The sequence below is a fragment of the Amycolatopsis sp. NPDC104775 genome (assembly GCF_055583325.1).
In genome coordinates, this window is the sequence record NZ_JBVJOE010000008.1 from 141,499 (window position 1) to 155,005 (window position 13,507).

Consider the following 13,507-nt stretch of genomic DNA (forward strand, 5'->3'; position numbering starts at 1 on the left):
CTTGGTTCACTTGCCGGTTTCCCGCGGACGACGACGACCGTCGGGTCTGACCCCGAGCCGGTGCGAGCCGACCGCGTCCCTCGTGGCGTCCAACGCGCTGACCGACGCCTCCATGTGCCGCTGGGCGACGCCGATGAAGAGGCAGTCGATCACGGTCAGTTGAGCGATCCGGCTGGCTGTCGCTCCGGACCGGAAGGTGGTTTCGCGGGCCGCCGTGGTGAGCACGTGGTCGGCGACCTCGGTGATCGGCGAGCGCGGGAAGTTCGTGACCGCGACGGTCACCGCGCCGTGCTCGCGCGCGACCCGCAGCGCCTCGACGGTGTCCGTGGTCGCGCCGGTGTGCGAGACGCCGATCGCGACGTCGCCTGGCTTCAGCACGGCGGCGGAGGTCAGCATGATGTGGGTGTCCGACCAGGAGAAGCTGACGCGGCCGATCCGGTGCAGCTTCTGCTGCAGGTCAGCGGCGACGAAAGCGCTTGCGCCCACGCCGTACACGTCGACCCGGCCGGCTTCGGCGACGAGGTCGATGACGCTCTGCAGCTGGGCGACGTCGAGCTGGTCCGCGGTCTCTTCGACGGCGCGCGCGTCGGCGAAGCTGACCTTGCCGATGACGGACGCGAGGTCGTCGCCAGGGCCGATCTCGCCGCCGAGGTTGCGCGAGGTGCGCGCCTCGGTGCGGGCGGTGTCCGCGGCGAGCGCGATGCGCAGCTGCGGGTAGCCGCCGACGCCGACGGCCTTGCAGAACCGCGTAACGGTGGTCTCGGAGGTGTTCGCGGCGAGCGCGACCTCGGTGATGCTCCGGCGCGCGACGGCGGCCGGGTCTTCCAGGACGACCTTCGCGACGCGCTGCTCGGCACGGGCGAGTCCGGGCAGCAGAGAGCGGATGCGGACCAGAGGGCTCGCATCCGCGTCGCGCCCCGTTGCCTGACCTGCGAAGTGCTCAGAGGGTGCGCTGCTGACTACGGAATCAGTATCATCCGCCGTCGGAAAGTTACTAACCGTTGGCATTTGCGACAAGGCTACCCACATCCTTCGGCAGAACCACAACCCGTCCGTGTCTGCGGACTTCGGTTTGCGATTAATCGTTGTCAAGAAAGTCGCCAACCGGGTCCACCGCGTTAACGAGCTCAAGCTAACGACTTGGCAACTAAGTGTGTCTAGCGAAGGAGTTCTGTTCCACTGAGTGGGGACTCAGGTGGTGGCAATGCGCGTCGGGGCGCCTACTGAGTGCTCAGAATCCACCCGGAAGAGGCCAGCTCCGAGGGGTTTCGCTCACCATCGAGAACGACCTGGCCGCGTTGGGTGACTTTCACACTATCGAGGGAAACTCCCCGGCCCGTGTAATTCGGATCGGTGCTGTAACGCCAGCGAAGCGAGGTAGCGGCGGACGCGGGCACCTCCGCGGACACCCGCCACCAGGAACGGTGCCCGTGACCTCCCAGCGCGGACGTCTCGCCTTCCGGCGCGCCCGGGCCACAGGCCTGGAGCGGAACAGGTTGCCAATTAACCCCGTCGGTGCTCGATTCGAGCTGTAGGGGGTCGCTGGGTCCCTCTGTGTCGACGAAAGCCGCGAAGGACACCCGCAGTGGCGCACCCGCTGGAAGCGGTCGTGTGCTGAGCGTAGCGACACCGTTGTTTCCGAGGCTCGCGTACCAAGCGTCGGGGCCTTCGACCGGACGCACCGCCATCGCCTTCGCGAGCGACGTCGCCCAGACCTGGCGCGCCGGGTTGATAGAACCCCAGGTGCGCGTGGGGTGCACACGGTTGGTGAGCAGCAAGGCGAACGACCGCGACTCGGGGTCGATGACCAGCGTGGTCCCGGTGAAACCGGTGTGGCCCGCGCTGACCGGCGACGCGAGCGCGCCCATGTACCAGGGCTGGTCCAGTTCGAAGCCGAGCCCGTGCTCGTCGCCGGGGAAGCGCTGGTTGTAGTTCGTCAGCATCTTCGTGACGGTGTCCGGCCGCAGGATCCGGTGCCCGCGGTAGCTGCCGCCGTTGAGGATCGTCTGGGCGAGCACAGCCATGTCGCCGGCCGTGGAGAACACGCCCGCGTGCCCGGCGACGCCACCGAGCGACCAGGCGTTCTCGTCGTGCACCTGTCCGCGCACGAGCCCACGCGGCGGCGTGGTCTCGTACTCGGTCGCGGCGACCCGGGCGAGCTTCGACGCGGGCGGGTTGTAGCCGGTGTCGACCATGCCGAGCGGGGCAGTGATGCGGTCGTGCACGACCTGGTCCAGCGGCTTGCCGGACAGCTTCTCGATCAGGAAGCCGAGGGTGAGCATGTTGAGGTCGGAGTAGAGGTACGTGCTGCCCGGCGCGTTCTTGAGCGGGCTGTCCAGCACTGCCTTGCGCCGCGACGGGATGTCCGGATAGCCCTGCCAGAGCGACGGAGACGGGTCGGCGTCGAAGCCGGAGGTGTGCGTGAGCAGCTGCAGCACGGTGACGTCCTGCTTGCCGTTGACGCCGAACTCCGGCAGATAGCGCACGACCGGCGCGTTGACGTCCAGCTTGCCCTGCTCGGTCAGCTGCAGCGCGGCGATCGAGGTGAAGAGCTTGGAGATCGACGCCATGTCGAAAATGGTGTCGTTGCGCATCGGGACCTGCTGCTCCGGCGGCAGTTCGGTGCCCTTGGAGTCGGCGTACCGGAGCGCGCCGCCGACGGCATAGCGGTCCACGACCACGCCGTCGTGCGCGAGCAGGCCGACCGCGCCGGAGAAGTGCGGATGCCCGCTGGCGTCCGGCTGCGTCCAGCTCTTCAAGAACTGTTCGGCGTCGCGGATCGGCTGCGGATCGAGGTTGACCTCGCGCGGGCTGCCGTCCCGCAGCGTCGTGCTCGCCGGTGCGAACCCGTGCTGCGGACGGTCGAAGCGCCCGGCGAAGCCGCCGTGTCGGTTGTCGATCGTGGCTGCTCCCGCGGTCGTCGTGGCCGCGACCAGTACGGCCAACGTCGCGACGAGCACTTTCCTAGCACGCATGACCGCTCTCCTCAGCGATAGATCAGGTGGGGGCGGCGTCTGCGGGCGAAGTCGGCGAGTTCGGCGCGCCACGCGCCGGTGATCTCGTCCACCCCGGCACCGGCGTCGACCATGGTGCGCAGCCGCGCGGATCCGGACAGCTTGTCGATCATCAGGTCCGGCCGCCAGGCGAACTTGTCGGGCGCGACGCGCTTGGCCGTCACGAACATCGAGACGGTGGTGCTGATGGCGTCGAAGGCCCGCGGATCGGTGACGGTGACCTGTACGCCGCCGCAAGGCTGGTTCACGAACTTGCCGAAGGTGGGCACGAAGTAGATCTCGCGGAACGCCGCGCCCGGCAGGTGGAGCTTCTCGAGTTCTTCGCGCCAATGCCAGTCGAGGCCGGGCGCGCCGATGATCTCGAACGGCCGGGTCGTGCCGCGTCCTTCGGAGAACACAGTGCCCTCGAACATGCCTGTGCCCGGGTACACGAGCGCAGTGTCCGGCGTCGGCATGTTGGGGCTCGGCAGGACCCAACGGAGACCGGTGTCGGCGAAGAAGCTGTCGCGTCGCCAGCCGCGTACCTGGACGATTTCGAGCTTCGCCAGCTTCACGCCTTCGCCGGGCAGGAACTCGGCGGCGAAGTACCGCGCGAGCTCGCCGACAGTCATGCCGTGCTGCTGTGCGATCGGCTTCAACCCGACGCCGGACGAGAACTTCGGGTCGAGCACTGGGCCGGACAGTCGCCCGCCGATGGGGTTTGGCCGGTCTAGAACGACGAAAGCCGCGTTGACCTTCGCTGCGGCGACCATCGCCGTGTACAGCGACCAGATGTAGGTGTAGAAGCGCGCGCCGACGTCTGCGATGTCGAAGACGACAGTGTCCAGTCCGGCCTTCTGGAACAGCGAAGCGAGCTTAGTCGCGTTGGCGCCGTACGCGTCGTACACCGGGATACCGGTGCGCGGGTCGGTGTAGTCGCCTTCGGAACCACCGGCCTGCGCGCTGCCGCGGAAGCCGTGCTCGGGCCCGAAGGCCGCGACGGGACGTACGCCCGCCGCGACCATCGAGTCGACAATGTGGTCGCCGTTGGCGAGCACGCCCGTCGGGTTGGACAGCACGCCGAGCTTGCGTCCGGCGAGCGGACGCCAGCCTTGCGCGGCGAGTTGTTCGGCGCCGGTGAGCACCCGGCGTTCCCGTTCGGCTTGTGCCGCTTCGGTTGCCACGGGTTCCGCTTGTGCCGCTGCCGAGCCGCCCGCCAGCACCGGGACGGCGAGCGCCGGAACGGCCAGGAACTTCCTGCGGTTGAGAGTCACCAGGTCAGCCCGTGTCCGAAGGGGTATTTGACGGTGTGGACGTCCGCTCCGGCTGGGACGTCGACCGGCAGTTTCCCGCTCGGCTTCGTCTCGCCGAGCACGACCTTGGCCAGCGCTTCGAGCGACGGCGTGATGTAGCCGTAGGTGGCGAGCCAGGTCGGCACCGGGTTCGCGTACCCGGCGTCATACGGAATCTGCGCGGCGACCGCGACCACGGGCTTGCCGGTGTCCATCAGGGCTTGCAGAAGCTTGCCCTGCAAGGGGAAACCGCCGAGGTTGTTGGTCAGCACCACGACGACGTCGTTCTGCTTCGCGGCCGCCACGGACCCGGCGATCTGCGCGTCGGTCGGCGTCTGCCCGGTGGCCAGCGCGGTCGCCTTCGTGCCGTGCGCGGTGAAGCGGTCGGCAAGCGTTTGCGTCGTGGTCACGCCCCAGCCGGTGACCAGCACGGCCGACGGCTTCTGCTTGAGCGGCAGCACCCCGGCGTCGTTGGCGATCGCGGTGATCGACCGGTCGGCGATGCCTTGCGCGGTGGCCAGGTGTTCCGGCGTGCCGACCTTCTTCATGACTTGCGCCGGGTTGGTGAACGGCGAGTAGAGGATTCCCCGCTTCAACTTGAGTTTCAGCACCCGCAGCACGCTTTGATCGATCCGCTGCATCGGCAGGTCGCCGGACTTCACCGCGGCGAGCACGGAGTTGATGGCGACGTCCAGGTGTACCGGCATGAGCAGCTGGTCCACCCCGGCTTTCAAGGCGAGGACCGGGATTTCGGCGTCGCTGTGCAGCTCTCGCACGCCCTGCATCTCGAGCGAGTCGGTGATCACGACGCCGTTGTAGCCGAGTTCGCCGCGCAGCTTCCCGGTGATGATCGGCTTCGACAGCGTCGCCGGCTCGCCGGACGGGTCGAGGCTCGGGAACTGGATGTGCGCGCTCATGATCGAGTCGATGCCCGCGGCGATCGCGGCCTTGAACGGCGGCACGTCGATCGCCCGCCACTGTTCCTCGGTGCGGTTGATCTTCGGCAACCCGGTGTGGCTGTCGGTGGCCGCGTCGCCGTGGCCGGGGAAGTGCTTCGCGGTGGACGAAACGGTCTGGCTCGCCGGCCCGGAGTTCTGGTAGCCCTTGACCTCCGCGGTGACGAAACTGCTGGCCAGGTCGGGTCGTCCGGAGAACGACCGAACGCCGATGACCGGGTTGGCCGGGTTGGAGTTGACGTCCGCGTCCGGCGCGTAGTCCTGGTTGATGCCCACCGCGCGCAGTTCGTGGCCGAGGATCGTGGCCGCCTTGGTCGCGCTGCCGGTGTCGCGGCCGGCGGCGATGGCCATCGAGTTGGGGAACTCGGTGGCCGGCGCGCCCATCCGCGTGACCGTGCCGCCCTCCTGGTCGGTGCCGATCTGCAGCGGGATGTGCGCGCCGCTGGAGACCGCCGCGCGCTGCAGGCCGTTGGACAGCTTCGCGACCTGCGTGGGGTCGTCGAAGTTGTCGCGGCTGGTGTTGTTGAAGTAGATGACGCCGCCGAGGTGGTACTTCTGCACGACCTGCGCGGCGGTGTCGACGCCGAAGTCGGTCTGGTTCTTCGGGTTGACCTCGTCCGCGGACTTGCCATTCACCCACGTGACGAACAGCTGCCCCACTTTTTCCTCGAGGCTCATGCCGCGCAGTGCCTGTGCGGCCGCGGCGTCGAGCTGCGCCGCCGCCTGCTGGGGCGTCTGCTGCTGGCTCGGCGCCGCGAACGCCGAGGAACTCAGCCCTCCGACGGCGAGCACCCCCGCGAGGGGAACGGCGAACACCTGCATCCTCCGCGTGCGCGCGAGTCGGTTCGTCACGAATTGCCTCCCAGTGTCGCGTGCCGCCGCGGGTGCGGACGCGAGTCGTGAAGCGTCCACCGGGCAGCACCGGTATCGGGAAGCTACTCACCGCGATACGGGGTTGTCCATCGGCCGAGCGCAGGAACGGCCGGGTTCACCTGGGAGGACGGCACTGGGATGCGCGCGGATTTCTTCGAGCCGGGCGCGGTCTCGCCGCACCGCGAATACGCCGAGGGCGGACATAACACTGGCGGTGCGCGTCAGCCGAAGCCAACGGGCACCGCCAGTCAGCGCGAACATCTCGGGCGACCAAGCGTGCAACTCTGGTCGTACCTTCATGGACTCGGCGTCCGGCGTCCCGGTACGCAGTCCCTAGACGACGAGCCTCCCGCGGCGTGCTGCGCGTGGGTACCCGGAGTCCGCGCACGGAGGTTGTCCGGGGTGACAGAGGCTTCTCTTCTACCTCTGTCCTGGCCGAATCAACGTCCGCACCTACTTTCTACGCCGTGAGCCCGGTCACTTCAAGTGCGCGTACGGGTGCACCGGTACAGAGGCTCGATCCGGTGACAACGCCACCCTCAGCAACGGACCTAGCTGCGGAAACCGGAGTTTCGGTACCGCCACGCGGGTGCTCAGCCGTCGGTGCCGCGAGACCGGTGCCGCCGGCTGAGGCTGTACCAGGTCGCGCCCGCCGCGACCGCGCCCACGCCGAGCGCGACCATCCCCGCCGACCTCGCCGGGATGCGGGTGCGCAAGGACATCGGCCGCTCGAACGCGAGGACCGGCCAGCCGTGCTCGTCCGCGACGCGGCGCAGCAGCTTGTCCGGGTTCACCGCGTGCGGGTGACCCACCACCTCCAGCAGGGGGATGTCGGTGCTGGAGTCGGTGTAGGCGAAACAGTCCGCGAGGTCGTAGCCGTGCGTGGCGGCTTGCTGCTTCGCCGCGACGGCTTTGTTCTCGCCGTAGCAATAGAAATCGACCTCGCCGGAGTAGCGGCCGTCGACGATCTCCATGCGGGTGGCGACGCAGCGGGTCGCGCCGAGCATCTCGGCGACCGGCGCGGCGACCTCCTCGCCGGTCGCGGAAAGCACGATCACGTCGTGGCCGTCGGCGAGGTGCTGCGCGATGAGGTCGGTCGCCTCCGCGTAGACGAGCGGATCGACTACGTCGTGCAAAGTTTCGCGCACGATCGCGGAAACCTGCGCGACATCCCAGCCCGCGCACAACGCGGAAACCTCGGCGCGCATCCGCTCGGTCTTGTCCGCGTCCGCGCCGGCGAGCGAGAAAACCAGTTGCGCGTAAGCACTTCGCAGCGCTGCACGGCGGTTGATCAGTCCTTCGCGCAGCAATGGCTTGCTGAACGCGAGCGCGCTGGACGACGCGATGATCGTCTTGTCGAGATCGAAGAAGGCGGCTACGCGCCGGGGTGCTTCTTCGCTGCGGGGTTCGGCCACGTGATCAGGATAGGCGCACGGCGCGGTGTTGTTGGCGGCACACCGGCCGTGGCGGCGGCCGGAAAATCGATGACATCGGCTCGCTTACGGCCTCGAGTGCCGTTATCGAATCGTATGTGTCACCCACACAGCCAACTCATAGCTAACGGAGTTACAGTGAACGGACCCGGTCGTGAACCGGGCTGGTTCAGTCCGACCCCCCGGGGCTGAACCCCTGGCGGCCCTCGTCCCTCCCCCCTGGCGAGGGCCGCCTTCTGTTCTCTGCGGTTTCCGCATCGGCGAACAATTTTCAGGTCTGTCCGGAAAGCCTTTGCGCGGCCGGTTTTCCTGCCTTGACCAGGGGTGTCTTGGGCCGTTCGCCGCGTGTCTCGCGGGCAAGATCAATTAACCGCGCGCTTACCTTTTCCGTGTTTTCTCCGGTTGTGGCGTCGCTTACTCGTCCCGGGACGGCAAATTTTCTTCTTTCCAGTTGATTCCCGGAGTTTCTCCGCAGCAATCGTTTTCTCGGTGGAATACCCGGAGTCGCGCATTGTCCGCGGCGGTCGGACACTCCGGCGGTTCTGGATCGATTTCCCGCCGAGTTGTCCACAACCCCCGGGTTATCCACATGACGGAAAAGCGGGTGTTGCCGGGCGGGCTGGAGGCGGGCGACGGTGGAAGTCCGGCCCACGAGACCCAGGGGAGGGGCATATGGCCACCGCACAACCACTCGTCGTCTCCGGCGAGGGCACCGTGTTCGAAGAGATCCGCCGCGTCGCCGCGGTAGTCGGCTGCGAGTTCGACCACGCGCCGGACCTGGCCGCCGCACGCGGACGATGGACCCGAGCCCCGCTCGTGGTCCTAGACGAGGACATTGCTGTCGACAGCCCGCCAATGCCAGCACGCGAAAGTGTCGTGCTTGTCTGCAAAGGCGCCCCCGGCCTGGAAACCTGGAGGCGCGCGGCCGCGCTCGGCGCTCGGCGGGTGTTCAGCCTGCCCGACGACGAAGCGGGGTTGACCGGCGCGTTCGCCGATGTCACCGAAGCGCCAGCCGAATCCCCAGGCCCAGTAGTCGCTTTCGTCGGAGGCCGAGGCGGCTCCGGTGCCTCGGTGCTGGCCGCTGCCGTCGCGGTCGAAGCCGCCCGCACTGGTTCCGCACTGTTAGTCGACTGCGATCCACTCGGCGGCGGACTGGATCTCCCACTGGGACTAGAACACACGAAAGGCTTGCGCTGGCCCGAAGTTCGGTTGTCCGGTCGCGTCTCCGTCCCGTCCCTGATCGCTTCGCTTCCCAGTCGCGGCAATCTCCCCGTGCTGTCCTGCGGCCGTTCCGGCGATGGCCCGACTCCACGCGCCTTGTCCGCAGTGGTCGCCGCGGGCAGCCGCGCCGGACGTACCGTCGTCTGCGATCTACCCCGCCATTGCGACGAAGGCGCTGTCGCTGTCGCGTCCGTCGCCGACTTGGTCGTGCTGGTCGTTCCCGTCGAATTCCGCGCCTGCATGGCGGCGAAACAAGTCCTGAACCACCTTCGCCCGCACACCGAGCGTTTCGCGGTCGTCGCAAGTGGACAGCGTGCCGACGGGATCCCCGCTTCACAAACCGCGGGAATGCTCGGCCCGCCCTTGATCGCCACTGTGGCCCCGGAGCGCCGAGTAGCCACCACTTTGGAGTCCGGCGAGTTCGACCTGCCCCCGAAGGGAGCTTTGGTCGCCGCCGCCCGCGCCGTACTGGCGAACCTGAGCCCCGCCATCACCGCGCAGGCCGCGTAAATGACGACCGACCTTGTAGAACGAGTCCGCCATCGGCTGGCCGGCGAAAGCCGCGGCACCGACCCGATCGCCCTGGCCGAAGCCGTCCGCGCCGAAGCCGGCGGAGCCCTGAGCCATGACGCGGTACTGGCCGCCGTCCGCCAAGCCAGGGACGAGTTCGTAGGCGCGGGTCCACTGGCTCCGTTATTGGAGGACGACACCGTCACCGACGTTCTCGTCACCGCCCCCGACCAGGTCTGGACCGACGGCCCCGCGGGCTTGGCCCGCACGACGATCCACTTTCCCGACGAGGACGCCGTCCGCAGGCTAGCGCAACGCCTGGCCCTGGCCGCAGGCCGCCGCCTGGACGACGCCCAGCCCTATGTGGACGGCTGGCTCCCAGCCCGGCAAGGCCGAATCCGCGTCCACGCCGTACTGCCACCCATCGCCGCCAACGGCACCTGTCTGTCACTTCGCGTCCTGCGCCCGGTGACCCACGACCTAGCCGCACTCCATGCGCACGGCTCCATCGACCCCACCGCCCTGAACATCCTCCAGACAATCCTCAAGCAGCGCCTAGCCTTCCTGATCACCGGCGGCACCGGTGCCGGGAAAACGACGCTCCTGAGCGCCCTGCTGAGCGCGGTGCCTCCAACCGAACGAATCATCTGCGTAGAAGACGCTGGCGAATTACGCCCGACCCATCCACAGTTCGTCAGCCTCGTCGCCCGTCCCGCGAACGTCGAAGGTGCCGGTGCCGTCTCTCTGCCAGAGCTGGTCCGTCAAGCCCTACGAATGCGCCCCGACCGCCTGATCGTCGGCGAAGTCCGCGGAGCCGAGGTGTGTTCCCTGCTGAACGCCATGAACACCGGCCACGACGGCGGTGCCTGCACCCTGCACGCGAACTCTCCCGCCGAAGCCCCCGCGCGACTGGAAGCGCTTGCCGCACTAGGAGGTCTGCCCAGGGACGCGTTGCACAGCCAACTGGCCGCGGCAGTCCGCGTAATCCTCCACATGCGCCGAACACCTACCGGCCGCCGCCTGACGGAAGTCGCAGTGCTTCAGCGCTACCACGGAGAAGTGAAAACCCACCCCGTGTGGCGCGAGGGCCGTTGGACGAACCGCCGCTCCCTCTTCACTGCCCTGACCACCCCCGAATCCGCCCGCGACTAGCTCGTCAACTCCAGCATCGAGGTGACCCGTTGATCTCCGCATGGCCGTTCCTCTGCGCAGGCGCCGGAATCCTGTGCTGGCCAACCACCCCCCACCGTCTTTTTCCGAGGTCTCGCATCTCCTTCCCCGTGCCACCCCGCCACACCCTCTGGCTGACCCCGGCCGCCCTCGCCCTGCTGCTGGGCGGAATCGGTGCCGCGATCGCCACCGCCCTGCTCACCCTCGCCGTCCGTCAGGAATGGCGCAGCAGAAAGGAAACCACCGAAACCCTGATCCGCGCGGAACGCACCGCGACCGTCCTCCGAACGATGGTCTCCGAACTCCGCGCCGGTGCCCACCCGGTAACCGCCGCCGAAGCAGCCGCGGACGCTGTCCCCGAACTAGCCGGAGAACTCCACAACCTCGCCACCGCCGCCCGGCTGGACGGCACCCTGGAATCATCCGCACTTCCCGCGCTCGCCCAATCCTGGAACCTGGCTCGCCGCCACGGCCTGCCCATCGCCGACGCACTCGACGCCGCCCGCCGAGACGTCGACGCCGAAGTCGCCTTCACCCGCCGTCTGCACGCGAAAATGGCCGGTCCGCGCATGAGCGCGATCGTCCTGACCGTGCTGCCCGTCGGCTGCCTGGCAATGGGCCAGCTCATCGGAGCCAACCCGCTCGCCGTCCTCACGGAAACCCTTATCGGGCAAGCATTCCTGGTAGCAGGCGCGGCCCTGCTGTGGGCAGGCACCGCCTGGTCCAGAGCCCTAACAAACCGCGGGGCCACCCCATGACCGCCCTGAGTCTGGCCCTCACCGCCACCGCACTGCTGCTCTGGCCGAATACTCAGCCGCCCCGACACCTAGCCACCGCCAAACGTCCACACCGCATGCCGCGACCAGAGGTCTGGCACCCGGCCGCCGCGATCATCGTAGGTGTGTCCGCAACCGTCCTCACCGGAATCCCAGTAGGGCTGGCCGCTGGCGCAGGTGCCTGGTGGCTCCTACGCCGATCCCGCCACCCCAAAAACCCGGACGACGTCGGGGAACGACTCCGTTCCGCGTCAGTCCTGGACATGCTCGCCGCCTGCCTGCGCGCCGGAATGCCCGTCCCCACCGCACTGGAGGCCGTGGCACCCGGTGCACCACCGGCCACCGGAAGCGCCCTGAACGCAACAGCAAACCTGCTAGCCCTAGGTGCCGATCCGGCTCCGGCCTGGGCACCGATCCGAGCCCGGCCCGGGTTCGCCGAGTTGGCCGTCGCGGCCACCCGTACCGCGCGGTCCGGGGCAGCCTTCGCCTCGACCGCGGACGACCTGGCCCGGCGCATCCGCGACGGACTGGGCGTCGAAGCCGAAGAACGCGCCGAACGTGCCGGGGTCGCCCTGGCCTTGCCGGTGGGGCTGTGCTTTCTGCCCGCGTTCTTCGCGCTCGGCGTGCTGCCGGTGGTGCTCGGCCTCGCCGGGCGAATCGGTGGCCTGCTGTGAACCCATCCACGACAGAAAGGAAAACCGATCATGCGGTTCTTGCCCGGAGACGAGGGCACTACCACCGCCGAATACGCCATCGGCACGGTCGCCGCGGCGGCGTTCGCCGTGGCGCTCTATGTGCTGCTCAGCGGAGACTCAGTCTCCGCGACGCTGGCCGGCTTGGTGCACAAAGCCCTGACGGTGGCCACCTGATGGCCAGCCGTCGCCGGGATGGCGGATTCGTCACGGTAGAAGCCGCTCTGTCGCTGGGTGCGCTGACCGCCGTGCTGGCGGTCCTGCTCGCGGGCACCAGCGCGATCGCCGGGCACCTCCGATGCCTGGACGCCGCCCGCGAAGCCGCCCGGCTCACTGCGGCCGGACAGCCAGGCGCGGCCGACGCCGTGGTCCAAACCATTGCCCCGCGGGGCGCGCACCTCACCATCCACCGTACCGGCGACGGCCTCACCGCCGAAGTAACTACCGACGCTCTGTCCGCTCTCCACCTGAGCGCAACCGCCTACGCCATCCTCGAACCAGGCCCAGCCTCATGACCCAAGAACAACCAGCCGACGCCGGCGTAGCCACGATCTGGACGGCCCTGGCCGCGGCCACCCTGATCACCTTGACGGTCCTGGTGTGGTGGCTAGCCGCGGCCATCACCGCCCGCCACCGCACCGAAGCCGCCGCCGACCTGGGCGCATTGGCCGCGGCCGCACACGCCGCCGCTGGACCGACCATCGCCTGTTCCCGAGCCAAGGAGGTCGCCGACCACGAGCACACAGTGCTGACCAGCTGCCGTTGGCACAACCGCGACGCCTTCATCGAAGTCCGCGCCACTGCCGCCCCCATCCCCGGCCTGTCAGCCCCCACCGCGAAAGCTCGCGCCGGTCCAGTCGACTTGCCTCCCTAGCCGCGCAACTGGCCTGCTTGCCTGGCGCCGCGGCGGCGGTCAGGATCCCCGCGCTCCAGCCGAGCTGCCGCTTCCGCGCCGCCGACAACACTGGCGCTGGCCCGGTAGCCGTGCTCAGCAGGGACGATGCCCGGCCAGCCCGGGGGCGCGCGGAACTCTCCGGTCGCAGGGCTGCAACTGTGCCGCGACTCCGAGCTGCCCTCATCAACCCAAGCGCGCGACTTGCCGAGGGTCCGTCCGCTCGCCCGTCGCACCAACCGCTCCACCCCAACTTGAAGGGAGTTGCAACCTGCCAACCGCCACCACGCGTCCCTCCCGCCTCGGCACTACGCGCCCGCCGTCAGGGGAGTCCCAGCCGCCCACCGGAACCGTTCGTCGGCGACGAGCCGGACAGATGATCAGTCCTCGGCACCCGGCCCGTCCGGACTTTTCCGGCACCGCCGACGAGTGGCGAACGACACGAGCAGCGGTCGCTGACGTACGTCGAACGGTTAAAACGCCAGGTCGGGGCACTGTCCGCAGGTATGCGCCAGAACGTGTGCGAAATGGCGGGAAAGTGTCGAATCCCGTGGTAGGCCCGTTCTTGCGGGACGAACGGCGGGGTCAACGGCCGCTGATCGGCACCTTGTTATCGGCCGGACAGTGGGCTACTGGGCGTTCATCGCTCGGTAACGGCCGGTTGTCGCGCGGAGTCTTCCCCGCAATGTGCAACTTGCC

Annotated in this window: 12 protein-coding genes; 7 read left to right on the forward strand and 5 right to left on the reverse strand. The window is 68.6% G+C overall.

The window, feature by feature from the left end; genetic code table 11:
* Positions 1-6: 6 nt before the first annotated feature.
* From ACZ63D_RS31230 to ACZ63D_RS31250, 5 genes are all read right to left on the reverse strand, one after another.
* Entirely contained in the window at positions 7-1,008 is a 1,002-nt protein-coding gene (locus tag ACZ63D_RS31230) for a MurR/RpiR family transcriptional regulator (protein ID WP_465357945.1), read from the reverse strand.
* A 212-nt stretch (positions 1,009-1,220) separates the two neighbouring features.
* The gene (locus ACZ63D_RS31235; RefSeq protein WP_465357946.1) at positions 1,221-2,975 is read right to left on the reverse strand and encodes a serine hydrolase domain-containing protein; all 1,755 of its coding nucleotides are present in this window, start codon (positions 2,973-2,975) and stop codon (positions 1,221-1,223) included.
* A gap of 11 nt (positions 2,976-2,986) precedes the next feature.
* Complete coding sequence (locus ACZ63D_RS31240; protein ID WP_465357947.1) at positions 2,987-4,267, reverse strand: exo-beta-N-acetylmuramidase NamZ family protein; 1,281 nt, start codon at positions 4,265-4,267, stop codon at positions 2,987-2,989.
* Positions 4,264-6,063, reverse strand: coding sequence for a glycoside hydrolase family 3 protein (locus tag ACZ63D_RS31245; protein ID WP_465358178.1), 1,800 nt, complete (start codon positions 6,061-6,063; stop codon positions 4,264-4,266). The genes ACZ63D_RS31240 and ACZ63D_RS31245 overlap by 4 nt, the downstream gene beginning before the upstream one ends.
* A 644-nt stretch (positions 6,064-6,707) precedes the next feature.
* The gene (locus ACZ63D_RS31250) at positions 6,708-7,529 is read right to left on the reverse strand and encodes an HAD family hydrolase (protein WP_465357948.1); all 822 of its coding nucleotides are present in this window, start codon (positions 7,527-7,529) and stop codon (positions 6,708-6,710) included.
* 690 nt (positions 7,530-8,219) lie between these two features.
* Between ACZ63D_RS31250 and ssd the strand changes: the two genes are divergently transcribed.
* From ssd to ACZ63D_RS31285, 7 genes are all read left to right on the forward strand, one after another.
* Positions 8,220-9,278, forward strand: a complete 1,059-nt coding sequence (ssd, locus tag ACZ63D_RS31255) for a septum site-determining protein Ssd (protein ID WP_465357949.1) — start codon at positions 8,220-8,222, stop codon at positions 9,276-9,278.
* Positions 9,279-10,430, forward strand: coding sequence for a TadA family conjugal transfer-associated ATPase (locus ACZ63D_RS31260; protein WP_465357950.1), 1,152 nt, complete (start codon positions 9,279-9,281; stop codon positions 10,428-10,430).
* 128 nt (positions 10,431-10,558) lie between these two features.
* On the forward strand, positions 10,559-11,206 hold the full coding sequence (locus ACZ63D_RS31265; RefSeq protein WP_465357951.1) for a type II secretion system F family protein: 648 nt from the start codon (positions 10,559-10,561) through the stop codon (positions 11,204-11,206).
* A 143-nt stretch (positions 11,207-11,349) separates the two neighbouring features.
* Complete coding sequence (locus tag ACZ63D_RS31270; RefSeq protein ID WP_465357952.1) at positions 11,350-11,898, forward strand: type II secretion system F family protein; 549 nt, start codon at positions 11,350-11,352, stop codon at positions 11,896-11,898.
* 30 nt (positions 11,899-11,928) lie between these two features.
* On the forward strand, positions 11,929-12,093 hold the full coding sequence (locus ACZ63D_RS31275) for a DUF4244 domain-containing protein (RefSeq protein ID WP_409184508.1): 165 nt from the start codon (positions 11,929-11,931) through the stop codon (positions 12,091-12,093).
* A complete protein-coding gene (locus ACZ63D_RS31280) occupies positions 12,093-12,431 on the forward strand; it encodes a TadE family type IV pilus minor pilin (protein WP_465357953.1) in 339 nt (112 codons plus the stop codon). The genes ACZ63D_RS31275 and ACZ63D_RS31280 overlap by 1 nt, the downstream gene beginning before the upstream one ends.
* Positions 12,428-12,790 carry an Rv3654c family TadE-like protein gene (locus ACZ63D_RS31285; protein WP_465357954.1) on the forward strand — a complete coding sequence of 121 codons (363 nt, stop codon included), beginning with the start codon at positions 12,428-12,430 and terminating at the stop codon, positions 12,788-12,790. Before ACZ63D_RS31280 ends, ACZ63D_RS31285 begins: the two co-directional genes overlap by 4 nt.
* The last annotated feature ends 717 nt before the right edge of the window (positions 12,791-13,507 follow it).

What these genes read in the sequence shown, in the direction of transcription:
- ACZ63D_RS31280 (WP_465357953.1), top strand. Translation starts at nt 12,093, where the DNA reads ATGGCCAGCCGTCGCCGGGATGGCGGATTCGTCACGGTAGAAGCCGCT.
- ACZ63D_RS31235 (WP_465357946.1), bottom strand. Translation starts at nt 2,975, where the DNA reads ATGCGTGCTAGGAAAGTGCTCGTCGCGACGTTGGCCGTACTGGTCGCG.
- ACZ63D_RS31285 (WP_465357954.1), top strand. Translation starts at nt 12,428, where the DNA reads ATGACCCAAGAACAACCAGCCGACGCCGGCGTAGCCACGATCTGGACG.
- ACZ63D_RS31230 (WP_465357945.1), bottom strand. Translation starts at nt 1,008, where the DNA reads ATGCCAACGGTTAGTAACTTTCCGACGGCGGATGATACTGATTCCGTA.
- ACZ63D_RS31245 (WP_465358178.1), bottom strand. Translation starts at nt 6,063, where the DNA reads ATGCAGGTGTTCGCCGTTCCCCTCGCGGGGGTGCTCGCCGTCGGAGGG.
- ssd (WP_465357949.1), top strand. Translation starts at nt 8,220, where the DNA reads ATGGCCACCGCACAACCACTCGTCGTCTCCGGCGAGGGCACCGTGTTC.
- ACZ63D_RS31260 (WP_465357950.1), top strand. Translation starts at nt 9,279, where the DNA reads ATGACGACCGACCTTGTAGAACGAGTCCGCCATCGGCTGGCCGGCGAA.
- ACZ63D_RS31275 (WP_409184508.1), top strand. Translation starts at nt 11,929, where the DNA reads ATGCGGTTCTTGCCCGGAGACGAGGGCACTACCACCGCCGAATACGCC.